This window comes from Halobacillus sp. B23F22_1, assembly GCF_043497005.1.
Classification (GTDB): domain Bacteria; phylum Bacillota; class Bacilli; order Bacillales; family Halobacillaceae; genus Halobacillus_A.
In genome coordinates this window covers 13,526-35,958 of record NZ_JBIEKE010000005.1, presented here as the reverse complement: position 1 = coordinate 35,958, position 22,433 = coordinate 13,526, and the positions used below count along the sequence as shown (strand labels likewise).

The window sequence follows — 22,433 nt, the reverse complement described above, 5'->3', positions numbered from 1 at the left end:
TTTCATCCTCCAATGTCAATAGTTTGATTTTGAAAAGCAGAAGGACTAACACCTATTTCTTTTTTGAAAACATAAGAAAAATAAGCTAAATCTGAAAATCCAACCTCAAAACTTGTACTTGAAACACTTTTTCCATTCTTTAAAAGAATTTTTGCTTTTTGAAGTCTTCTACTAATTAAGTATTTCTTAAATCCTATACCTAATTTTTTACTAAATAACCTAGACAAATGAACAGAGCTTAAATGAACTTCATCAGCAACGTTTTTCAAATTTAATCCAGAATCCCATAAATTGTCTTCTAAAAATATTAAACATTGATGTAAATTGGAGTCTGTCGGTAATCCCTCCGTTAATTCCATAAAATCATTAGTTCGCACCATGTTATTCAACATTAAACTATAAGAAATAACCCTCAGCTTTTCACTTTTATTAACGATAAAATATGGAATATCATGTTTTTCTCTAACAAACTTTTCTAATTTTTCAATACTTGAAGGATCAACGATAATAAACAAATTTATTTTTATTAAGGGAACTTCAAATTTATAGTCGTTGACAATTAAAATATTTTTGGTGTAAAAAATTTCTTTCTCAATTGGAGTAAAAAAATGCTCTTCATCAATAATAACTGCGAAAGAAACCATGTTTGTCCTCCTACAGGATTTAAATTTTACCTCCCCTTACCCTTCAATATACTTCCAATAATAACAAGATGTTGTAAAATCAGTTATTGATTTATTGTCAGAAAATTACGTTTTTTTATCTTTTTTTAGTTTTTTTTCATGATAATACCTATTGATAAAATCCTCTGTAATTGCTCTCAAACGAATAACACTTTATGCTCTTTTTAATAAACCCAGGATTCAATATGTTCTAGTAACATTCTGTATTTTTAACAAACGTAAACATAAACGTTTACGTTTGTTTTAGCGTAAAAACCATATGGATTTCTAACTAATTTTCTCCTAGATCTCAAGTGCAATGATTCCCCCCTAGTTCCTCAACGTTGACGTTTACCTTTTTTGGATTAGTTTTTTCCTGAAGCATATAATCTCCTGGTCCTTACGGTGATTTGTCACTACAATCCAATTTAAAATCCAAACGCATCAAGAATGGTTTCATTGATCCGTTTTTCTTCATTTCCAATCTCTTTGAGCATTTCCATGTGTCTGTTTAAAGGAAAGGAAAAATATTCTGGATTAAATAATTTATACTCTATGAAAGAATGTATTAAAAATGTTCGTTTTTGATAACATGTATCCAAAGTAGGAATTTCAGATCTGTAACCTCAATATTTCAGTTTTAAAAGTCGTATCAAAAACAAAATACCAATATATACACTCAACACCCTTTTTGATAACATATAAGTAACGAATTTCAAAGGAGTTACAAAATATGTTATTTGGGTATGCCCGAGTCAGTACCAAAGATCAAAATTTACATATGCAATTTGATGCGTTAAAGAAATATGGCGTTGAAGAGAAAAACATTTTCTCAGAGAAGATTACGGGGACAAAAAAAGACCGACCAGCATTTAATGAAATGCTGAAGTATTTACGTGAGGGAGATACGGTGGTAGTTTTTAAACTCGATCGAATTGGTCGTAGCACAAAACACTTGGTGGAATTAATCAATGACTTCCAGGATAAAGGTATTAACTTCGTTTCCATTAATGAAAACATTGATACGACTACGGCAATGGGGAAACTCGTCTTTACGATTTTCAGTGGATTAGCGCAGTTTGAACGTGACATTATCTCAGAAAGAACAAAATCAGGGCTGAATGCAGCAAGAGCTCGCGGGCGAAAAGGCGGCAGACCAAAAAAAGACCAATCCAAGTTGGATATGGCCTTTCGAATGTATGACAGTAAAGAATATAGTATTAAAGAAATTCTCGATGCTTCTGGAGTTAGCAGGGCAACGTTTTATCGTTATTTAAATGAAAGAAAATAAATTATCATTTGTTAATCAATCTCGTGAAGCGCTGTTCCTTAAAAGTTAGTAGCTTAATAAGTTTGTTGAAAATGGTCCTTTTAGAAATTCTTTTCATTCCCATATGCAAGCCAATCATAAATTCGAAACAACTTACGAATACTCGACCCAACCACATCTTTTCGTTCTAATAATTTTATATTATCAGCAAGAAAATCCTTTAGTTCTTTCGGGTCCAGATTTTCTACACCTAAGAGTGGAATGTACTGTATAGCTTTTTCAAAGTCAGGATACCCATCAATTAGTTCTTTAATCGACCTAAATTGCCACTGAAAAGCAAGATCATCTAGTTTTTCTTTTTGTGCCTTGGTTAGGAAGTCAGAGTATTCTAGATTAAGTTTTTTCTTTATTTTATGATCTAGTTCACTTTCATCAATATTACTCAATAAAACGTATTTGTTAACAGGAATAGTTTGGTACAGCTTTAGCTTCTCGGGCAGTGTCTCCTGAACAATTATATTGTAGTCATAGTTCGGCTCATCAAACAGTATTTCTCTAAACAGATCAAATTGGGTGATTGTAACGTAGCCTTTCTCTGAAAGTTCAACTGTTGATGATAATTCACTATTTGCTTCCATTTGTTGAGCTACTGATTTCACACCAACCCCAATGACAAATTCAACATTCTCTGCATTTTGATTGTCTTCATGGTCTATGACGTGAATACTTTCATGAGGATCGTTTGTCTTAACAAGATCATATATTTGTGATTTTATACTCCTCATTAATTTCAAACTGTATTTTCTTTTATTTTTGGATAAAGCCTTATACACTAAATCAAACCTATCAGTTTTCACCCTGGTTATAGGTATAGTAAGTTGGTTAATAGTTAATGAAGAGGATACAAAAGAATCAGGTTGCCCTTTGGATCTTTCAACAAAAATTAATCTATCTTTTAATTTGTCAGCATTATCATCATCCAAACAGGCAGTTATTGACTTTAAAATTTTATGTATATTACTATCAGTTAACGAATATCCGATAAAAATAATTGGGTGTTCAATGAAGATAGTTAATAATTTTGCTGCAAGGTAAGCATTTTTCTCATTATAGTCGCTATAATCATTATTCGTCAGTACTAATGAATCTGGTGTTGAACTACAGCCATGAATTTTATATATTTCATTTACCTCTAAAGGCTGGGAAAAAAGAAGTTCTTTCTGCCCAATATACATTTCCATATCGGGAAAGATTTGTTCTAATAACATATCCCAATTTGTAGTTATGATACCATCAATGACAATGTTCTTTAATTCATTAATTTCGGTATCTTTAATTTTATCCAGTCCATAAGAATAATTAAGATTCCTTAAGTATTTAGAGATCTCTATTTTTAATGGGCTGTGTTTAGCATTAATTCTACCTCTAAATTCATCTCTACTCTCCTCGTATTTGCTATCACTCCACCATATGGGATGAAAGTCTTCTGCCATCATTCCGGCTGCTTTAGCCCACTCTCCACTGGATGTAGAAGAGTAATAATCAAATTCTTGAGGTACTAAATCAGAGAATTTTCGTAGCAGGCCTTCCCAATTCTCCAAATCGATATATCTTCTTGAAAATCCAGATCCTACAAATAAAAAAGGAGCAGTATTTATATTCTTTAAATGTTCTATAAGTTCTTCTTCTATATCTACCATTAATAGCAACCCCAATGCGATGGATATATTATGAAATATTTACCGTTATAATAAAATTGTAACATTATTTGAATTTTCTCAACACGAAATATAGTTAGTAGATTGTAAGAGGAAAGCATAGTTTTAAAGTATTTACTGAAGGAATTCCTTTTTTATGTCGTATACTGTTGAGGGAAGGAAAATAGTAACCCTCTATATGGGGAGGTAAAGGTAATCACACACCGAGGGAGGACGAAGGATGAAGTTTAACGAGGGGGGAGAATTTTGAGAAATACTCCTGTAAATATTCAGCAGTGTGAGGGGTTTTGGAATTGTGTTTCACCAGATGCATGGGTTACTGGTATTGGTACTTTTTTTGGTGCATTTATTGCCGGCATTATTTCAATAGCAATTTTTAAATCTCAAATTAAACATGAAAATAAAAAAGGTTTTAGAAATGAATACAATACTTTGATGAAATTTAATGAAACTTATAAAAGGCTTACCTCACCTTTTACTAATAACCTAAGGTTAATAGTAAAAGGGATTCAAAATGAAGACTACGGTCATGTAATTGAGCTAGTTGAGGTAAACACCCCTATAGTTAGAGAGATTAATAAAATAGATACTTCAAATTTATCATACCAAGCAGAACGAAAAGTTATCTTACTTAATCGGGCGATAGAAATTGTACATGTCCAGCTAGTTCTTTTTTCTCGCTTGAATGAAGAAAATGGATTAAAACATCTTGATGAAAATTTAAGTGAATTAAGATCTCGTATGGAGGACCTGGATAATTATGAAAACTTATTGAAAAGAAAAATATAATCTATCAGTTAAACGGTGTCTTTTAGAATTTATGACTTCCCCTGCAATGTGATTATAACCTTTTCTTCTCTTCTTTTATCTCAAATAAAGTACACCCTGTACATACATGGTGAAATCTGTAACTTTTATATGACAGGATTCTATTTTGTACGTACAGGGTGTACCCTAATTAAACAAAAAGACACAGACCAAGAGTTTATTACTCTTGATTTGTGCCCTCCTCTAGACTGATAAAACTAAACATACTACCCCCATTTGCTTAAGCAACCTCACAAATCTTAAGATTTGTTATTTTTAGCAACAGACTTCTGCATAACCATACGTTTTTTTTCGGATTGCTTCATACGATGATAATACCTTTGAATAAAATCATCTGTAATCGACGTTGGATAGTACCCCATGCGCTCTTTAATAATATTTTCTATAACCCAAACCTTACGAGTAGCTTTTTCATACTTTATAGCTATTCTTTTTCATTTCGGCAACCTGTTCAACTTCATTAGCCTTATTCGTGAGGAAACGCCAATTGTACACGTCAGATCGATACTTGCGAGCATATTTTAATAAACATAATAACTCGATGGTTTCACGCTGCATTAATTCTTTGGTCGATAAAAAAATATCCTGTTCTGACGGTAACTGCTGAATATTATGGGCCAAACGGTTTCCGTTTTTTAAAATACAGCGCTGCTCTAACTCCATCTTGCAATAAAAACAATAACTTTCTTCAACCTCTGAACCACAATAAGCACAAGTTTTCATTTTCCCCCTCCTTATCGCGGTATTAGCATGTTCTTTAAACTTAATAACTAATTGAAAAAAGAGAAGTAGAAAAAACACGATAAAAGCCGTAGTAAGGCTGTATAACACATAAAAAAACGCACAAAAGACACTAAGCGTTATCGAGGTAAAACCCGTTCATAACACGTTTTTTCTATATAACAAGTATTCATCTATATTGTAGCCCCCTATTTAAACAGGGGGGCTCCTGGCTTATTGATCGTGGAAATAATCCCCATCCAAAACTTCTGTATCATCCCAGGTATATTCATCTAAAAATTCTTCCAGAGTTGTGTCAATTTGTTCTTCTAGCCATTCTTTAGGAAGTTGAATTGTCCCTTCATAACTACCTAACGTCACATAAGAAACCATTGTTTTTCGTACCATTTATAATTCCTCCTTAGCCCCTGCTTGCTTTCAAGCAGGGGCCATTTTATTTATGAAACTTTGTTTAAGAAAACTCTATCCCTAAAATATGATCACTAGCTTTTTGAGCTTTTTGAGATGCTTGGACAATCAAGGTTTTATCATCCTTTAATTTTTTCAACCAAGATTGAATATAAGAAGCGCTATTATCAATGGTGTTATTCTCAATTCCGGTCAATCCGCAAAGCATCGAAGCTCCTAATTCTGCAATTAATTCCTCTTTACTATAGTTTTCACTTCCGAAACTGATTTTTCCTGTTACTCCATCTCGATCTAACCGATCTTTATGCCCTGTGCTGTGGACTATTTCATGAAATAAGGTGCTGTAATATTCGTGCACATTGGGAAAGTCTTTCTTAGGTGGAACATTGACGCGATCTTCAAACGGCACATAATAAGCTCGGCCACTTTGAAAGCTGTAAGATGGACCATTAAAATATTCCCTTTTAATCTTCTCGGCTTCTTCTATGGGGTTATGATCGAACGTTTCATAGGTTCGTTTCATTTCTAACCCTTCCACTTGAGAGCCAACTTCAAAAACTCGATAATACCGCAGCAAAGGGATCTTTTTTTCTTCTTCCGTTTCTTGATCTTCTACGTTGAGCATCTTCCAGAACACCACAATATGAGATTTTTCACCTTTCTTTACCTTTCCTCCAGCTTCTTTGATCTGTTTAAAAGTGGCATACTCGCCACCGTCCAGAAGCATCGTATTAATCCCTCGATAAGGTTTTTGAGTCTTCCAATTCACCGCTATACCATTCGCCCAAGGTTTTCTCCAAGGAACAACCCCTTGCTCCAACTTCTCAATGATTTGGTTTGTGATCATTTCATAGATTTTTTTGCTCATGGTTTTTCTCCTCCTTGTTTTTCCTTTGGAACTCCGAAACGAAATATGTTCCCCAAAGGGGGATTATTTTTCCCTTTTGCTATGGAGAATCTCAAAACACACATAAAAAACCGTCCATACATCATGGAATACCGTAGCGAAAGCGAAGGCTATGCCGTGAAAGTGTATTGACGGTTTTTTCATCTTCTTAGCTTCCAGCAGGAAAGGTTCGGGTGTCCTACCTGCTGGAAGGTTAGAAGATTTGTGCTGTTTTACGATTCGGAGTGCAAAAGGAAAAATAACCATAATAAAAAGCAGGCGTAGGCCTGCTTTCCTCTTCGTCTTGATCTAGGGGTAGCGTCAGGAAAAGGCGAATTTACAATGGTAAGCTCTTTACCCTTATTCAATAAACGGGCGCTTGGAATAGGGAACTGTTTTTGTAGAGAATTTTTATTTGGCAGTTATTGTTCTCGCCCCAATCTAGATCTTAAGTCTGAGGGGTTAATTTGTAAAAATATTGGTTTTTTTCATAAAATTGGTACTAGTTTCACTAGTGAAACTAGTTGTTTTTTTTTACTATAAACATAACAGGGTAAAAGAAATTCAAAAAAGTTAGAGGAGGAAAATTTTTATGTTACAAAAAAGAGCTTTGGTGTTTCTTGCAATGACCGCCACTTTATTAATTGGACTGATGTTATTCCCAATGGCATCTTTGGCAGCTGAGGAAACAGAAAAACAAGACTCCATCGAAGATCTTGAAACTATGACGTATAAAGAAAAAGAAAATTATTTTGATAAGCAAACAAAAAGAATTAATAACTCGTATGAAGTTAATGAAGTTTTCTCTGAAAAAGATGAGAAGATAATAAAGGCTGCTGCCAGATTTGAAGAAAACAAAGTGAAGCCTCAATTTGTCGATCAGGAATGGCGATTTTTTGGTTCAAGAATAAATAACTCTATTGGCATTTCGGGACAAGTGTCAGGCAACGTATATATTGATGTAGGTTGGTGGAACCACACTCTATCAGTCAATGGAACTGTGGACGGTACAAAAGGAGTAGATCAATCTCGTGTTCGTGTCCATTTTGTAAGTTATGGTCTTATTGGAAGTAGTGGGGTGGGTAAAACCAACGATTTTTGGTTGAATTCTGGCTGGGTAAACAACAACTATGCTACCCTGAATACGTCTCACGACTTTTCTGGTAATATCGTTTATCACACTACAGATGTTTATGGGGAGCTACAAAATAACAGAGGTACACTGGTGATTCCAGGAAGAGTCAGATAGAATCGGCAAAAATTAGACGTTGTTGTCAAGTAACATGAACCGTTTTGCCCCTTTGTATATGTCTTGTCCGAAGGGGTTTCTTAGGGTGAAATTTATATAAGATTATACTACAATCGGGTGCTTTAGCTTAATAAGTCAAATCAAAAAATCGGTTCCTAAACTTTATAAAGGAGCCGATTTTTCTTTGTTCCATTTTGCATAACGCTGTAAATATGCATTTTCCTGACGCTTTCCCAACTGGGGGTTTCTTCAAGAAATACGAACCGCCTTAAGGTGAACTTATAAAGAAATCATATTTAGTCAAAAATCGTCAGAATAAAGAGAAGAAATCTTCTTGCTGTTCTTGTCCCTCATTGGTACGTTTAATAAAAGAGGTGATCGCGTTATGAACGACTCCTATAATTATGGCTTTTTTGCTAAAGAAGTGGCATTAAAACTTGATATAAAGTCAAGTACCTTAAGACAATGGGCGTTAGCATTAGAAGAAGAAGGCTATGAATTTCAACGGAATGATAAAGATCAACGCATTTATTATGATCGAGATATTAGCATGTTCTTTGAGTTAAAAAAACTCATCGAAAAAAAGAGAAGTAGACACGACGCGATAAAAGCCGTAGCCAAGCTGTATAGAGACCGAGAAAACGCTGAAAAGACGCTAAGCGTTATCGAAGAAAATTCCGACCATAGCCCGTTTTCTAAAGAAGATGTACAGTCCCTCATTAATGAAGCTGTGGAACATGCCTACCAAAAAGGAAAAGAGCAAGGAGAACAAGAAGCTCAAATGCTTTTCGAAAAAATAGACGAACGTTTAGAAGCTCGTGATCGTCGCTTGCTGGATGGCATAAATCAGAAGGTAGAAAAGTTTTTAACAGCTCCACTAGAAACAGCAGCAACGAAAGAAAAGGATGAAGAGTGGAGTAAAATGGATGAAAAGCTAACTAAGGCACTGAAAGAACTTGAAGAAATGAGAGAGGCCCAGTTACACAAGAAGTGGGGTTGGAAATTCTGGAAATGGTAAAAGGCGAAAAAAGCAGTCCCACAATTTGTGAACTGCTTTTTTCTTATGGAATTGATACGAATAGGCATAAATTCTAAAACTCTCGCATACCTTGCTAATGCTTTAGCATCTAAGAGCAATCATTTTATAAAGGCATTAGCATTACCCCATTCCTATTTTTTAATCAGCCACGCAATAAAATTTTGCTTACCCCCGTCAACTTAGCAATCCTTTGTCTTTAAAAACTTTCCTCAACACTTGATTCATTAATTCTGACTTATTGGAAGCCTGGTCAATAATGGCCAATACGTCAGGATCGAAATAAAACCCTCTATACGTACGTTCCCTTTTACTTTGCTTTTCCTGTCTTAATAATAGATCAATAGCATCAAGAGTATTTTCTTTTCCTATGCTAGCACTAGTATTAGTACTAGCACTAGCTATTCGCTAGTACTAATGCTTTTACCTCCCTAGCACTAAATTTTCCTTGTGCTAGCGTTAGTACTAGCTAGCGCTAGTAATATTGCTAGCTAGTACTAGTAATGTTGCGGACTCCTCTGTCCATGGCCTTTTCTTTTGATCTTGGCCTACTCCCTTGATCCATCTCAAAGCACAAAAAAGCCATACCTCAAAAATTAAAGTATGGCTGTAGTCATATTTTCTAAATGGTTTGCATACCTTGCTAATGCTAAAGCTTTTCAGTATGGTATCAAGCATTAGCATAGCCCCATTCCTAAAAATTCACAGATGCATCAAAGGATAGTAACCTCCGAAATATCCTCAAACAAAAGAGTTAGAACTTCTTTGGACTTCGGGTCAGTGCCCCTCACTTTTTTGGTACTAGGATTCATATCTATCACTTTTATAGATGCATAACTGAAATTAAAACCATTGTGGTACTTTACTTTAACAGTTAAATCATTAGCCATGGATCGCTGCAGCGCAAAGCTGTTTTCCTCCATTTGCTGTTCATCTATAACTGGCTTTTCTATTCGCTCATCTTCTTTCCACACTTCTTTTAACATCTCGATGTGTTCTGGCATCATGATGGACGTCCATTTGATAGTCCCACGATCTTTCATATTAGCCATGGTTTCTCCTCCTAATAACTAGAACATTTGTTCTTATTATATGTAAAGAAATAGGCGTAATACAATAAAAGATTCCGTTACTTCTCATATACCGGAACGAAGTGAAGGCTATGCCGTGAAAGTTTATTAATGGGTTCCTTATCTTCTTAGTTTCCAATGGGGAAAGGCATACAGTTCCTGCCCCATTGGAAGCTTAGAAGTACGATTCGGAATGCAAAAGGAAAAATAACCATAATAAAAAGCAGGCGTACGCCTGCTATCCTTTGTGGTAGTTAGGTTTTCTTTTGAAATTCACCCATAAAAGGCACGTTTCATTCTTTATTATCCAATACTTTATAGCCATCCTCCATGTGATGCCTAGCTTGTCTTAAACGATCACTACACAATTCAAAGAGATTAGGATCATTTTTATCTACAGCTATTACAATATTTTCAGTAAAGAAACGGGCATCTTCTTCAAACTTGAGAAAGTGTTTTTGCGCCTCTGCCGTTGTGGCTGGAGAATTGAGAGCGTAAATCTGATCAAGCATTGCGAGAGATTCGGCCGTTGTTACTTTAAAGGACCGATAATCATCTTGTGTGTCGGTTCCAAAAGCATAAGCCTCTAAAAATTGTAAAGTTTTATCACTTTCTTCAGTGTAACGATTCAGCAGTTCACGGATGGCGGTTTCGTATTCAAAAATAGCGTCTTGCTCAGCATAATATTCTTTTTCTACCACGTTAATTTTGCCTCTTTTTCTTGGCTTTTCTTCAGGCTGCTCTTCAGTGGATGGTTTCATGTCTGTCACTTCTTTTTTTGGTTGCTCTACATTTGTACCTGTAGAACATCCTATAAGTATTCCTAAAAGTAATATGGCTAGGATCAATCTTCTCATAAGACTACCTCCCTTACCCTTTTTTGTAAATTTATGAATTTGCAAGACATGAATATATAGTACAATAGATTCCGGTCATTTATACCCTTTATTTCTAAGTATTTTACAATAGATACATATTTTTATAGATTATATCTCGGTATTGAAGTAATATTAAATAGATTACAAATTAGAATTAGGGGGCTTTTCAATTATGTCTAAATTGGTGTCATGCAAAGCGTGTGATAAGGATATTGCAAAGGGTGTTAAGAAGTGTCCGGACTGTGGGAAGGATCAACGTAACTGGTTTATGAGGCACAAAATAATGACGTTTATAGCTGGTATTATCCTTATATCTATCCTAGGAAGTGCATTAAGTGGGGCTGGAAGTGAAGAAGCTTCAACAGTTAGTAGTGAAAAAGCCACAAAAGCTAAGTCTGAAAGTGAAGAAACCGTCTATAATGTTGGTGATACTTTTACAGCCAAAGGAGATCAGTTAGAAATAAGTCTAACTAAATTTGAAGAGAAGGATGTAGTCGGAGATCCTGATTTTCTTGGTAAGAAGGTATCGGATGGGGGGACTTTTGCAGCCATTCAGTATACAATGAAAAATGTCTCTGAAGAACCCGTCGGCATGTTTGATTATCCTTCGATTAACTTAGTTGATGAAAAGGGTACAAAGTTTGACTCTGATGTTGATGCTAGTAGTGGTTATGCGGTGGAAACAGATATTGATAATTCTAAAATTTTGTCTGACTTAAACCCCGATATCAGTGTTACAGCAACTGAAGTTTATGAAGTTTCTAAAGATAAATTTTCTCAAGGCAAATGGTATATTCAAATAGGTGAAGAAAAAGTTCAAATCAAATAATAGTGCAAATAAATTTAAGGGCAACAACAAATTAGAAAATTATAGAGGTAGAGTCAGGGTAATGGTTCTTATTATCTTGGCTCTTCCCCTACATGAAAAAAATCCTCAATAAAAAAGCACCATACCTCAAAAATTAAAATGGTTTGCATATTTTCTAAATGGTTTGCATACCTTGCTAATGCTAAAGCTTTTCAGTATGGTATCAAGCATTAGCATGACCACATTTCAAAAAATAAAAAAAGCAGCCTTCATAGCTGCCTACATAATGGCTACTTCCGATATAACAGTCTTATTATTCATGTAATTCATTATTTTTCTAGTCAACATTCCACAAACTTAAAAATTCGGCACGTGTATCGTCCATTTCAGCAAGTATTGCTTGAAGAACTTCTTCATTACCAACACCGGTTGTAGAAAAAATTGTTATAGTCGATCTAAATGTCTGGTCATCCATATTTTCTTCTGCGATTTTATATGATACCGCTTTTATATTACGGTTCTTCGATATACCTGAAAGCACTTCACTAAAATCGTAATTTTTATCAATTAGGCCATATTCAAGTATAAATTTATCTACTTTCATTCTTCCAGATTTTACACCCCTTATTACTTCTTTAAAATCTTTCGCGACATTTTCAACCTTTTCTGATTTAAATTCTTTTGATAAATCCTCGCTATTTATCTTTTCTAGATTCTGATCAACTTGTTCAAGAGCAGCGTCGTATTTCTCTATTGCAACTGAGAGGTCATCCTTAATTCCATTAAGTTCCACTATCTGTCTAGTAACATTATTTATTTCTTTTATCATGTCATTACTCTGTCTAGTATTTTGATTTGATTGAATAAAAGAAAAGAATATAGCGACTACCGCTAATAGAATAGATAAAAATGTGCTTCCTAGTGAAATTTCATTTATCAGCATTTCAGGATCAGTTGTCCTCCATGCAATAACTACTGATATAAAAATTAAGAGTATAAGTAGCCAATATACAAAATCTTTTTTTTCAGGAAAATCTTTTTTCAATTTTAATTCTCCTTATATTAGTTATTGTTAATAGCCTTCCATCATCGCTACCAGTTCGTTTATATTCTTTTTAGTACTGTTGTCACCCTTCATTTAAGCTACACCAATTTTCTAAATTTAATTATATAGTACAATTAATAAAAATGCGCAAAAATTTCTAATTAACTCGAAATTGAGCCTTCAACAATGCTGCCTAATTTTGTAAGGCTCGAATCCGAGATTTCAATGGATTTTTTCCTACCCTACAATGACTACCTATCGAACCTCTTATGTAAGAAATATTGATTAAATCCCATAGTAAATAATTTACATAGTCTCAAAAATATTCGTTTTGGATCGCATCTCATGGTAAACAGGCCGGTTTAAATCTTTTCCAGATTGCTTCTCTTCATAAATTCGTTCACAACCAAATTCCTCAAGATCTTTTATTTGGCGTGACAAATTTTGGTCTTTGGAACTTACTCTGGCGTAGCCAAAAATCATTTTCCTTCCTCCTACTTATTAAACAAGTCTGTTTGAACACGTGATTACCTTGATTTTATCGTATTTAGCTTTGTTTGTGCAGGGTGTACCCGGGTTGAACATTCCATATTTAAAACACCCCAACGAAAGGAAACCTAACTCCCATACCAATAATTAGGTTGGTCTTGAGCTTTTTTGTGTATTTCATACCAATATTACTTCAAAAATAGTAAAATATGGTTAAAACATGTAGGGGGAGAAATATGTGAATCGGGCTTTTTTGACTATTCTTTGTCTTCTTTTATTGGGTGCATGTTCGAATTCTGAGGAACGACCAAAAAATGTTAGCAAAGAAGTATATGGTGACCTTCAAGAGGTTTTTGAAAGGTATTTAGACCAAAAGAACGATCCAAAAACTGATTGGGAAACTGGAATGGATTTGTCTTGGGAACACAGAAAAGCAAAAAAGAAAGGAGACATAACTAGCGAAGAGTGGGAATTGAGTCAGGCAGTTAGTAATATCATTTTGACTTATAACGGTACCTACCAAGAGATGGAAGAATCTTTATTTGATTATATGTCTGCTGAAATATTTTACGACGATATCAGAAGTTTGAATACAGAAGAAAAAGAAATGGCCAATCTTTTGAACGTTGATATACCTGATAATCCAGAACAAAAGGAAAAACTTAAGAAAGCATATGAAGATTCCCAAGTATATGCAGGTACCATAATGGGGAGAAACGATCTTGAGTTCGAAGACTTTTCTAATGCTTTTGTAGTAGAGAGAACTAATGGTGACTTTTATGTAGCTTCTTATGCATATTATCAAGATAAAGAATTCAAATATGAAATGCACCTTGGAGAAGACCAAGTGATGAAGAATGCTTACATTCCTGGAGCCTATGGTGGAATGTTCACCACCGAGCCGATGACAACTACAAGTCGTGCAAAATTAGAAAATCTAGGTGAAAAATTCGCAAGTGTAGAGGAGATTGAGAAGAGGAGAAATCAGGAAGAAGATGAAAGAGAAGCTGATGAAATCAGGAGAGATATTGAATCTGCAGAAATTTTGGAAGATGTATATGGATCGGCCCAAGTGCCATCGGATGAGGCGATTATTGAGGAAGACAACACTCCAAATGAAGCAACTTCTGGTGAACCTATTGAAAAGTCCAATGAAGAAGGAGACTGGGATGGTAAGCAGTATTTAACTAGTGCATATGATGCCCTTGGAGAGCTGATTTCAGAGATTCAAAATTTAAATGATGAGATGGTAGCAATGAGTGTGAATGAAGAAGAGGCTTATGCCATATTGGATGCTGTCATAATAGAAAAGGATAACCTGAAAATGATGATAGCTGATCCCGAAACGAACCAGCATATAAACGATGCAGATAATGAGTCTATGTCAGAATTTATTATAGCAGTAGAAGAATTGATCGAAATGGAACTAAGTTTGCTGAAGGAAGCAGGAATGGCAGAAACAGCAAAAATACAAAAAGCTAATGATCAAGCAGCTACTGCAGAAGAATTGTTGGATGGGTTGAGACCCTAATAAACTAAAAAGATAAATAGCAGGATTTTGAGAAACATAACTTTTTTATAGAAATATTAGAATAGTGTCTAAAAGGTACAAACTTTTAAACAGGATAGGTTATCAGATTTTTTTATCGATAATCTACCCTGTTTCTCGTCTAAAAGTATGTCTATAAAATGTATAGAAGACTAAAGAATACGATCTTCCACCATCATCATAATGAACAGCACTCCTTAATATTAATTAACCCTTACCTTGAAGATACATTTGAGTCGTTTGGAAAATATCCTTTTGCGTGGACTCTTCTAGAATTTGTGTTTTAACCATAAATTCACACTCCCTTAAAAAGATATAATAATATTGATCAGGAGAGCCAAAGAACATATCAACTACATCCTTGTCCTCAAATATGTAGCCTTCAAATTTTTCTTGTCCATTTGCAATTCGAGCTTTTATTCGTTTATTCCCGTCTACACAGATATAGGGTTGTGGAGTACCATACATACGAATAAAAAACGGCATCCTCGTATCCTTCTCTTGTTCTTTATTAAGGGGAGTAGTTGGGTCTACATAAAGTTCATCAATAGATAAGGTCTCTTTTGTTAAAGAGGCGTTTCGCTGAAAGTTTTTCATCTTTTCAACATCAAAGTGTAAATAGAAGGACCCAACTTCTGTAACATGTTCAAAAACATACATTTCATAAGCATCCGGCGCCACTCCATGCTTTAACCTCTGTAATACTGGATTAGAATTAGGAAATCTTCTAACATAGTCTAAAACCTCATTTTCCGTTTCATGAAAAATCTTTAACCAGTAATTTTTCCATTCTGGATAAAAGTATAGATGCTCAAATCGATTTTTAAAAGAATTAAAAAATGCTTCGTAATCGAAATCAACCACTTGCATAGGTGTAGAAGGTATAAAGTAAGCTGGCATATATCAACACTCCTTTTTTATATTACATAAACACAAAATAACATTATTACATTAATTAATTAGCACAATATTCCATAAATGTAATAAAAGGTGTGTGAATGAGGACGTCTGTGTTGCATCGAAATAAAGTTTGGTGACCTATCCCCTTTCTCACTTCAACACAGGAATTCCAAGAAATTCTTAATTTCAAACACGAGCTTTATCTAAATCATCTGCAAGAATACGTATCCCTTTAGGACTCAACCAAATCCCACCTTCAAACTCCTGGTTATCATCTGAAACTTCTCCAGTAACAGCACAAGCTTTATTCGCCTTATATTTTTGCAATATTAGTTGGTCACCGTCTATAAATATTTCTAATGAGTCTTTCTCATGGATATCAAGCGTTCTTCTTAATTCTATCGGTATCACCACTCGCCCTAATTCATCAACCTTGCGAACCATTCCCGTGCTTTTCATTGTAGAGACTCCTTTCAAAACCTAAGTTTTTGTCCCGTCACTTAAGTGACGTATCTGTACATCAATACTGATTAAACTCCATAGAGTCGGCTTTCCATTCTCCATTTTCCTCAATCATCTCAACCTTCAACAAGGATTTCGCATCACTAGGTACTCCGTCAAAAGAAAGATCATTTGTAAATGTTATAAATAGGGTCTGGGTGGAGCTCGAATAATCCCCGTAATAAACCTCTAATTCTTGCACGTTGGATTCGACACTCTCACCCTCGTACTCTCCAGCTCCCGCCGTGTCTTCAAAGCTTAAATCCTTCATGAGTTGATCCGTGACATAGGGTTGAACCTCTTCTTGAATAGGATTGCGTTCGTATTCAAAGTAAGCTTCCACAAATTGTTCAGCTGCATCCCCAGCTTCTTCATGAATGGTATCCGTAGAAGAGGCTTCCGAAGGTCGATGCTCTTGGTTTTCCTGATCTTTTTCCAGAGCCTGAACTTCTTGTTGGGCTTGTGTCCTTTCTTTTTTCAATTCCTGATTGTTCTGGGTCACCACAATCAAAAAGACCGCAAGAATAGCTGTGATGATCCAAGGGGTTTTTTTCATACCTTCCCTCCTATAATCCTAAAGCATCGGCAGGATCGAGAAATTCAGAACCGTTTTGATAACGGGGGCCGGTGCTATATTCTAAATGCAAGTGAGGGCCTGTTGAATCACCGGTACTTCCGCACATGCCGACTTTATCTCCTTGATCGATGGAATCTCCTGTATGAACATTCAAAGAACTAAGGTGACCATATACGCTAAATTCATCGTCATTATGTTGAACCACCGCATAATTGCCTAATCCTCCATTGGAATGAACAGCTTTAGAAACCACACCCTCTTTGACACTATAAATGGTATCCGAAAGCGAACAATCAAAGTCTGTACCCTTGTGATGACTTCGTTCCCCGGAAATCGGATGCGTCCTCCAACCAAAATCACTAGTGACCGTGATATTCTTTAAAGGTAACGCCCATTCTCCCTCGGAACCTTCAAATTCAACCGGGCTCGAATCAAAACCATCTACATAGCGCATAACGTTGTCTACATAATTGACGTCTCCGTAATTATCCCAACCGAGTTCAGATTCTTTTTGTTCACTAAAAGCGATGGCTACGTCTCGACTGTATTTGCCGTCATTATGATCTTGTACATAATCGATAAAACCACCACCGAAATTATAAGCTTGAAGGGTTAACTCCACATCATAATCAGATTCTTCTAAGACTTCGGCAAAGTATTTGGTCCCTACATCAATGGAACGTTCGGGGTCTTTAATGGTATTGGGAGGAAGACCAATCGACTCGCTGGATTGCATCACATCAGGTAGTCTTCCTCCTGACTCCTGCATGGTCTTCGCCATTAGAAGCTCTACGTAATCTTCCACTCCGTATTTTTTGGCGTATTTCTCAAATAAAGGACGGTAACGTTCCACAGCTTCGGACACCTGGGCGGTTCCCGATTCCGAAACCACCCCATACCGAGAATCTTCTTCATCCATCATGATCATAAGCAGAAGGCCGATGATGGAACCAAAAACGAGAATAAAAAAGAGGGCGATAATAATAATGATCTTCTTCAAAAGAAAGCCCCCTTAATTAGAATTTCTGCGGTGGATACGAACAGAATCTCGTTCTGTCGTCTTCGATTCCCGTTTGGATAAAGGTTTTTGTTGTTTTCGAGCCTGGTCGGGTTTGACCTGAGACGTACGATTCACTTTCACTTCCCGTTGTTTAGAATAGTCCACGTTTTTTGAAGGTTCACCTTTTCTTACGGACGGATGATTTTTAACTTTTTCTCTTTCTAATGGTCTAGCAGCTGTTGATGGAGAACCTTTAGCATTCGCGTCCATTCGCTGAGTTGGTTCTCTCTGGTCTTGGTTTTGTTGGGAAACACCTTGCCTACGAACAGCATCCCTCGACACCTGTTGGATTTCCTTGCTTCTGGCAACTTCTTTTGAACCAATGGAAGGTTCTCTTAAGTTGCTGTTGTCATGGCTAGTCGATGCTGCCCCCTGTGAGGAATGGTCCATAGTACGAGACGCCCCTCCCACTTTTCGATCTTGTATCTGCTGTTGAGCTTCCCATTGAGTAATAGGTTTATCCTTTTCAATCTTGTAGCGTTCTCGGATGGATTGACGTTCTTGTTGAGAGATACCTTGTTGTTGTGGTGTTCGACTCATGCGTTTTCGTGTATCCGCAGACGCTTGATTTTGTCTTTCCTTCTGTTGCGGATTCCTTGTTTTCTCTAAGTCTCGGCGGTTATAGCTCCCCATTTGTAAAGGCTGTTCATCATGAGTGGTGTTAGAGGTTTTGGAACCTTGTTGTTCTTTTGCAATTGCTGGAGTTTCAGACGTTGGCTTTTGCTTTTCTTGTTGAGATTGAGCTGTTCGTTGGCTTCTAGCTTCTCGATAACCCGAAAGATCAACCACATCGTTTGTCCTTTGATCTGACCCTTGTTGACCATCAGAAGTTTGAGGGGTACGTTGCTCGTCACGATCTTCAAGTTGTCCTCCTGCAAAGGCGGCTCCAGCTCGTGCACCTGCATACGCAGCGACCACTTTAGCTCCTTTATCCCGCAGTTTTTGCGAAGGCTCCTTAATGGTTTTATCATAAACTCGGCTGGCCGAATTCATATCAACGCTGGCAACTTTTCCAGCTGTAATGAATTCAATCAATTTGTTTCGATACTTAATCATTAAGATTAAAAGAACGCTGGTAATAATCGCATTCAACATATACATTTCCGTAGACGTAGCAGGAAGTACTTGTTCCGTAATACTCACGATCATAAAGGTCATTAAAAGGATGATCCCCACAAATATCTTCATAGCCCCGACTCCGATTAAACGGCCAAACGTGAACCATCCACTATTCGCAAAGCTCGGAAGGATGGAGATCACGAAGCTAACAGGTAAAAATAAGGCAATGAGAAGCATCAATACTTGCAGCAAGAAGTTCACAAAAGCCACCAGCAGTAAAGGTAAACCCAAAATCAGCGCAAAGGCTAAGGAGAATACACTAACAGCAATCTTTCCATAAATCGTAGATATGTTCATGCTGGTGTTTCCAAGCTCTTCAACTTCTCGTTCCGCAATTTGCTCCCTCTCAGAATATCCTTCTTCGGTTAAAGGAGTGCTTACAAGATTAGTAATTCGGTTACTATCATCAGCCGTAATGGCGTCTTCATCTGTTGTTCCATAGTTCATCGCAAGGTAGGGATTATAAACCGCCATGTCAAAATAAGCATTGCGCAACAAAGCTTGGGAGGATTCCACGCCGTTGGATTGGTTAATATCTTCCGTGGTTAAAAAGGCTCCAGCTGTCATAATGGCTCCTTGGGCTTCATTGCTGATATTATTCATCGTCTTTAAGAAGTAACTGGACTGAGAAAACCAAATCCCCGCAACGACAAGCACACAAATTAACTTCAACGCAGCTTGCCCTGCTTTAGTGCCATTGCGTTGACCCACATAGAAAAAGAACAGTTGAAGGACAGCGATCACAAAGAGAGCCACTCCAAAATTCTCATAGAGCACATTCCATAATTCTTCACTGGCACTTCCAATTTGATCTGCAAACTGATTGACGATTTCCAAACCATATAATTCTCTCAAACCCGCATCTATGATATTAGCTACGAGTTTTGTCATCCCAAAAAACATATTCGCAATCCCATTCATCATCTTGTCAAGTTCATCCAGACTAAAGGGGTTCCAGCTTTCTTCAAAATGAGTGGTCGCTTGATATTGCTCTAAATCATATTCTTCACCTTTTAATTCCACGCCCCCTTGTTCTTCGGTCTTGGGGTCGACCTTAGGGGCACCTGAAACACTAGCCAAAGGAACAAAAGTAAAAAAGCAAAACACAAGCAACAATAGAATAATCCTTGAGGAGTCCTTCACACATATCCTCCTTTCTATGAGTCTTCCATGTTCTCCGTATAATCCGGTTCCTCATTCTTCAATTGTTCTCGAAGCTCGCCACTAGAATTAAGCTCATAACCATTATCAGTAGATTCATAAACAAAATCAGCTTCATAGTCCGACCGTATCATGTAAGCTATCTCAATATATTTCCCATCGTTGTAAACGGCTATTTGAGCATCTTCTCTCTCTATACTTTCAACGTTATCCTCATTCGGCGTTTCTTCTAGTCTTTCATTCTCTTTCTCCACGATCTCGTCAATTTCTTGATCATACGAGGGACTACAAGCCCCTAACGCAAGAGCCCCCAGTATGACCATCAAAAGCAGTTTCTTCATTGCATAATTTCCTCCTCAGCCTTGGCGGAGTATGATTGATCGACTGTTTTAAAGGCTTCTCTCCATTCTTCAAATAAGCAGTCAATCGCTAGTTTTCCAGTCCGTCCATAAAAATCGGTAAAGAGACAATGTCCTTTCGTCATGTTCTTTAATAGCTCTCGGTTTTCTTCTACGTTTTCTAGATTCATAAAGGACAGAATGTCTTCTCGTTCAGCCACTTCATCAAATGCGAACTTGGCCCCGAAGTTCCCTACATCATCATCACTTTCTACGTCACTCACCGATTGGGTCACAAAATAGAGTTGATTGCTGTACGAACGCCCTATGCGTCTCATCGACTTCACGAGTTTTTTACCGCCTCTGGCTTTGGTCAGCATCCAAGCTTCATCAAAGATGATCGCTGTTTTTTCTTGTTTGCTTCGACTGCCAAACTTCTCACAGAATTTAGCCAAAGGAATCATTAAGCAAAGACTTTTCCGTTCACTATCGCTATAAAAATTCGGATCATCGGTAGCTTCAGGTAAATCTAGCCCTTGAATTTGAAGCACGTTGATCTTGTTTCCTAATCGTAAGCCTTCATACGAACCGTCGGAAAATACCAGCTGCAGAATCGAATTCTGGACAATCTGAAATAAAAGGTCTCCCGCATTTCGAACGTTGCGATTTTCACTTTGTTGAAGACGTTCCACCACATGCATCATTCCTCGCTGCTGTCCTTTTGCTCGTTCTTCAATCACATTCGTCAACGTTTTAAGCAGCTCGGTTTTTACATCATCTTTGCCGTTCATATCATAGATTTGTTCGATAATCCCTTGAGCTGTATCCTTGGCTTCATACCCTTCTAAAAAACAAATAGGGTCTAATACGCCATGATTGGAAGGAATAGAAGGGTCTAGCGTCACATAGTGAAAGGAACGGATCAGCTCAGTAAATAAAGGATAATTGACACGGACTTCGGGATCTTCAATGGCTTTATTAAAGTTTTCTTCAATTTCATTTTTCGGGTCGGTAATCAATACATTGGTTTTTAAGAAAGAAAGATACATCAAGATGTATTTGACTAAGAAGCTCTTGCCTTTCCCAGTCTGTCCGGTAATCGAAATATGAGGGGAGTCTGTCGAAGCTCCCTTGATCCCTTCATTCGCGATAAACGGGTGAAACAGCACCACATCACGACTAGAGGCAACCGATTCATCCAGATACTTCTTCCCTATACTTTTGGCTACTCGACCAAAGTAAAACCCAATGTTAGAACCTAGTTGATTACTCACTCCGAAGAGGTTTTCCGCAAATCCTGTATGCGTTGTCTGCTGAACCCAATTCTTTTCAAACCGTAACGGTTCACCATGTAAAAACTTATAGAAGAGAGTGAGTTGATCGGCTATCGGACGAACACAATAAATTTCCTGATCCTTCAAAGAAGTAATTAAATGATTCGCTCGTTGCTTACACTCGGCTTTGGTCGGGCCCGACACAACAAAAGCCGCAACCCAATCCATAAAGACTTCCTCATTCCCTTTGATGCCTGACTGCAAACGATTGAGAAATCGATTATAATGAACAAGTTTATCGTCAACGTCTTCCCCAGCTTCGGCCATATCCTTATCCGTTTCTTTAAACCGTTGCTTCGAAAAGCCAATTTTGCGTAACGCTTGGTCTTTGTCTTTATATCTCGCTTTCATGTGCAACTCGACGGGGAAGGGCATATTCTGTGCTCGTTGGTAAAGATGGGTGTATTCTAAATCACTAGGGAACTCATCAACGACAATAAAACTAATATACGATTCTCCTTCTGTCGTTTGAAGCTTCAAAAATCCCATGTCTGTAGGATCGATAATCGCATCTGTAATATTCGTTGTGCCTCGTTTTTGCTTTTCTTCTTCGACCGCATGATGAATATCCCGAATGAAGTTATAACGGTTCACGTAAATGAGCTGGTCTTCCGTCAACCTCCGTCCATCTACCCGAATGATTTGTTCAAACAACTCTTGCTCGACCTCTTTAAATCGATCAAAAAATTCATCGGTTAATTCGCGCTCAAGCCCAAACCAATTAACGATGGAATCGGCCACGTTAGCAAAAGCATTTTTGACCATCCCCCGCATATCTTCCGATTCATCTAACAGATTGGCTTTTA

General features: G+C 36.9%; 21 protein-coding genes and 1 pseudogene. 6 read left to right on the top strand and 16 right to left on the bottom strand.

The genetic code is table 11. The features are described 5' to 3' along the window. Nucleotides 1-2: 2 nt before the first annotated feature. Nucleotides 3-644, bottom strand: coding sequence for a helix-turn-helix transcriptional regulator (locus tag ACGTNH_RS20205; RefSeq protein ID WP_394588856.1), 642 nt, complete (start codon nucleotides 642-644; stop codon nucleotides 3-5). A 751-nt stretch (nucleotides 645-1,395) separates the two neighbouring features. Between ACGTNH_RS20205 and ACGTNH_RS20200 the strand changes: the two genes are divergently transcribed. Beyond that, nucleotides 1,396-1,953, top strand: coding sequence for a recombinase family protein (locus tag ACGTNH_RS20200; protein ID WP_394588855.1), 558 nt, complete (start codon nucleotides 1,396-1,398; stop codon nucleotides 1,951-1,953). A gap of 80 nt (nucleotides 1,954-2,033) precedes the next feature. On the opposite strand, the gene ACGTNH_RS20195 is transcribed toward ACGTNH_RS20200, so the two are convergent. Next, nucleotides 2,034-3,632, bottom strand: a complete 1,599-nt coding sequence (locus tag ACGTNH_RS20195) for an SIR2 family protein (RefSeq protein WP_394588854.1) — start codon at nucleotides 3,630-3,632, stop codon at nucleotides 2,034-2,036. A 264-nt stretch (nucleotides 3,633-3,896) separates the two neighbouring features. On the opposite strand from ACGTNH_RS20195, the gene ACGTNH_RS20190 reads away from it, so the two are divergent. Beyond that, entirely contained in the window at nucleotides 3,897-4,439 is a 543-nt protein-coding gene (locus ACGTNH_RS20190; RefSeq protein ID WP_394588853.1) for a hypothetical protein, read from the top strand. A 450-nt stretch (nucleotides 4,440-4,889) separates the two neighbouring features. Here ACGTNH_RS20190 and ACGTNH_RS20185 read toward each other — a convergent pair whose 3' ends face one another. The 3 genes from ACGTNH_RS20185 to ACGTNH_RS20175 all read right to left on the bottom strand — a co-directional run bounded on the left by ACGTNH_RS20185 (nucleotide 4,890) and on the right by ACGTNH_RS20175 (nucleotide 6,495). Then, complete coding sequence (locus ACGTNH_RS20185) at nucleotides 4,890-5,201, bottom strand: hypothetical protein (protein WP_394588852.1); 312 nt, start codon at nucleotides 5,199-5,201, stop codon at nucleotides 4,890-4,892. Between the two features lie 231 nt (nucleotides 5,202-5,432). After that, nucleotides 5,433-5,606 (bottom strand): hypothetical protein, encoded by a 174-nt coding sequence (locus ACGTNH_RS20180; RefSeq protein ID WP_394588851.1) that lies wholly within the window; start codon nucleotides 5,604-5,606, stop codon nucleotides 5,433-5,435. A 64-nt stretch (nucleotides 5,607-5,670) separates the two neighbouring features. Continuing rightward, nucleotides 5,671-6,495: an ArdC family protein gene (locus ACGTNH_RS20175; RefSeq protein ID WP_394588849.1), complete on the bottom strand. Its 825-nt coding sequence runs from the start codon at nucleotides 6,493-6,495 to the stop codon at nucleotides 5,671-5,673. A 610-nt stretch (nucleotides 6,496-7,105) separates the two neighbouring features. On the opposite strand from ACGTNH_RS20175, the gene ACGTNH_RS20170 reads away from it, so the two are divergent. Beyond that, nucleotides 7,106-7,762: a hypothetical protein gene (locus ACGTNH_RS20170; protein ID WP_394588848.1), complete on the top strand. Its 657-nt coding sequence runs from the start codon at nucleotides 7,106-7,108 to the stop codon at nucleotides 7,760-7,762. Between the two features lie 385 nt (nucleotides 7,763-8,147). Then, the gene (locus tag ACGTNH_RS20165; RefSeq protein WP_394588847.1) at nucleotides 8,148-8,780 is read left to right on the top strand and encodes a MerR family transcriptional regulator; all 633 of its coding nucleotides are present in this window, start codon (nucleotides 8,148-8,150) and stop codon (nucleotides 8,778-8,780) included. Nucleotides 8,781-9,511: 731 nt separating this feature from the next. Here ACGTNH_RS20165 and ACGTNH_RS20160 read toward each other — a convergent pair. Next, the gene (locus ACGTNH_RS20160) at nucleotides 9,512-9,850 is read right to left on the bottom strand and encodes a YolD-like family protein (protein ID WP_394588845.1); all 339 of its coding nucleotides are present in this window, start codon (nucleotides 9,848-9,850) and stop codon (nucleotides 9,512-9,514) included. Nucleotides 9,851-10,161: 311 nt separating this feature from the next. Then, nucleotides 10,162-10,725, bottom strand: a complete 564-nt coding sequence (locus ACGTNH_RS20155) for a hypothetical protein (RefSeq protein WP_394588844.1) — start codon at nucleotides 10,723-10,725, stop codon at nucleotides 10,162-10,164. 190 nt (nucleotides 10,726-10,915) lie between these two features. Here ACGTNH_RS20155 and ACGTNH_RS20150 point away from each other — a divergent pair, with 190 nt between their 5' ends. Continuing rightward, nucleotides 10,916-11,575, top strand: coding sequence for a DUF4352 domain-containing protein (locus tag ACGTNH_RS20150; protein ID WP_394588921.1), 660 nt, complete (start codon nucleotides 10,916-10,918; stop codon nucleotides 11,573-11,575). A gap of 316 nt (nucleotides 11,576-11,891) precedes the next feature. On the opposite strand, the gene ACGTNH_RS20145 is transcribed toward ACGTNH_RS20150, so the two are convergent. Both ACGTNH_RS20145 and ACGTNH_RS20140 read right to left on the bottom strand, forming a co-directional pair. Next, nucleotides 11,892-12,599: a coiled-coil domain-containing protein gene (locus tag ACGTNH_RS20145; RefSeq protein ID WP_394588842.1), complete on the bottom strand. Its 708-nt coding sequence runs from the start codon at nucleotides 12,597-12,599 to the stop codon at nucleotides 11,892-11,894. A 330-nt stretch (nucleotides 12,600-12,929) separates the two neighbouring features. After that, nucleotides 12,930-13,082, bottom strand: a pseudogene (locus tag ACGTNH_RS20140) (recombinase family protein); the annotation flags it as partial. A gap of 244 nt (nucleotides 13,083-13,326) precedes the next feature. On the opposite strand from ACGTNH_RS20140, the gene ACGTNH_RS20135 reads away from it, so the two are divergent. After that, the gene (locus ACGTNH_RS20135; RefSeq protein WP_394588841.1) at nucleotides 13,327-14,619 is read left to right on the top strand and encodes a hypothetical protein; all 1,293 of its coding nucleotides are present in this window, start codon (nucleotides 13,327-13,329) and stop codon (nucleotides 14,617-14,619) included. 225 nt (nucleotides 14,620-14,844) lie between these two features. Here ACGTNH_RS20135 and ACGTNH_RS20130 read toward each other — a convergent pair whose 3' ends face one another. From ACGTNH_RS20130 to ACGTNH_RS20100, 7 genes are all read right to left on the bottom strand, one after another. After that, nucleotides 14,845-15,537 carry a hypothetical protein gene (locus ACGTNH_RS20130; protein ID WP_394588839.1) on the bottom strand — a complete coding sequence of 231 codons (693 nt, stop codon included), beginning with the start codon at nucleotides 15,535-15,537 and terminating at the stop codon, nucleotides 14,845-14,847. A gap of 186 nt (nucleotides 15,538-15,723) precedes the next feature. Continuing rightward, nucleotides 15,724-15,996, bottom strand: a complete 273-nt coding sequence (locus ACGTNH_RS20125) for an AbrB/MazE/SpoVT family DNA-binding domain-containing protein (RefSeq protein WP_394588838.1) — start codon at nucleotides 15,994-15,996, stop codon at nucleotides 15,724-15,726. 61 nt (nucleotides 15,997-16,057) lie between these two features. Continuing rightward, nucleotides 16,058-16,594 carry a YddI family membrane protein gene (locus tag ACGTNH_RS20120; protein WP_394588837.1) on the bottom strand — a complete coding sequence of 179 codons (537 nt, stop codon included), beginning with the start codon at nucleotides 16,592-16,594 and terminating at the stop codon, nucleotides 16,058-16,060. Nucleotides 16,595-16,604: 10 nt separating this feature from the next. Next, nucleotides 16,605-17,615 carry a lysozyme family protein gene (locus tag ACGTNH_RS20115; protein ID WP_394588836.1) on the bottom strand — a complete coding sequence of 337 codons (1,011 nt, stop codon included), beginning with the start codon at nucleotides 17,613-17,615 and terminating at the stop codon, nucleotides 16,605-16,607. 12 nt (nucleotides 17,616-17,627) lie between these two features. Then, nucleotides 17,628-19,937 carry a CD3337/EF1877 family mobilome membrane protein gene (locus ACGTNH_RS20110; protein WP_394588835.1) on the bottom strand — a complete coding sequence of 770 codons (2,310 nt, stop codon included), beginning with the start codon at nucleotides 19,935-19,937 and terminating at the stop codon, nucleotides 17,628-17,630. A 14-nt stretch (nucleotides 19,938-19,951) separates the two neighbouring features. Beyond that, complete coding sequence (locus ACGTNH_RS20105; RefSeq protein WP_394588833.1) at nucleotides 19,952-20,296, bottom strand: cystatin-like fold lipoprotein; 345 nt, start codon at nucleotides 20,294-20,296, stop codon at nucleotides 19,952-19,954. Beyond that, nucleotides 20,293-21,795, bottom strand: a complete 1,503-nt coding sequence (locus tag ACGTNH_RS20100; RefSeq protein ID WP_394588919.1) for an ATP-binding protein — start codon at nucleotides 21,793-21,795, stop codon at nucleotides 20,293-20,295. Before ACGTNH_RS20100 ends, ACGTNH_RS20105 begins: the two co-directional genes overlap by 4 nt. Nucleotides 21,796-22,433: the final 638 nt, after the last annotated feature.

Coding starts and splice junctions, on each gene's coding strand:
- ACGTNH_RS20185 (WP_394588852.1), bottom strand. CDS start 5,201: ATGAAAACTTGTGCTTATTGTGGTTCAGAGGTTGAAGAAAGTTATTGT.
- ACGTNH_RS20125 (WP_394588838.1), bottom strand. CDS start 15,996: ATGAAAAGCACGGGAATGGTTCGCAAGGTTGATGAATTAGGGCGAGTG.
- ACGTNH_RS20200 (WP_394588855.1), top strand. CDS start 1,396: ATGTTATTTGGGTATGCCCGAGTCAGTACCAAAGATCAAAATTTACAT.
- ACGTNH_RS20170 (WP_394588848.1), top strand. CDS start 7,106: ATGTTACAAAAAAGAGCTTTGGTGTTTCTTGCAATGACCGCCACTTTA.
- ACGTNH_RS20205 (WP_394588856.1), bottom strand. CDS start 644: ATGGTTTCTTTCGCAGTTATTATTGATGAAGAGCATTTTTTTACTCCA.
- ACGTNH_RS20155 (WP_394588844.1), bottom strand. CDS start 10,725: ATGAGAAGATTGATCCTAGCCATATTACTTTTAGGAATACTTATAGGA.
- ACGTNH_RS20175 (WP_394588849.1), bottom strand. CDS start 6,495: ATGAGCAAAAAAATCTATGAAATGATCACAAACCAAATCATTGAGAAG.
- ACGTNH_RS20130 (WP_394588839.1), bottom strand. CDS start 15,537: ATGCCAGCTTACTTTATACCTTCTACACCTATGCAAGTGGTTGATTTC.
- ACGTNH_RS20105 (WP_394588833.1), bottom strand. CDS start 20,296: ATGAAGAAACTGCTTTTGATGGTCATACTGGGGGCTCTTGCGTTAGGG.
- ACGTNH_RS20100 (WP_394588919.1), bottom strand. CDS start 21,795: ATGGATTGGGTTGCGGCTTTTGTTGTGTCGGGCCCGACCAAAGCCGAG.
- ACGTNH_RS20195 (WP_394588854.1), bottom strand. CDS start 3,632: ATGGTAGATATAGAAGAAGAACTTATAGAACATTTAAAGAATATAAAT.
- ACGTNH_RS20160 (WP_394588845.1), bottom strand. CDS start 9,850: ATGGCTAATATGAAAGATCGTGGGACTATCAAATGGACGTCCATCATG.
- ACGTNH_RS20120 (WP_394588837.1), bottom strand. CDS start 16,594: ATGAAAAAAACCCCTTGGATCATCACAGCTATTCTTGCGGTCTTTTTG.
- ACGTNH_RS20180 (WP_394588851.1), bottom strand. CDS start 5,606: ATGGTACGAAAAACAATGGTTTCTTATGTGACGTTAGGTAGTTATGAA.
- ACGTNH_RS20165 (WP_394588847.1), top strand. CDS start 8,148: ATGAACGACTCCTATAATTATGGCTTTTTTGCTAAAGAAGTGGCATTA.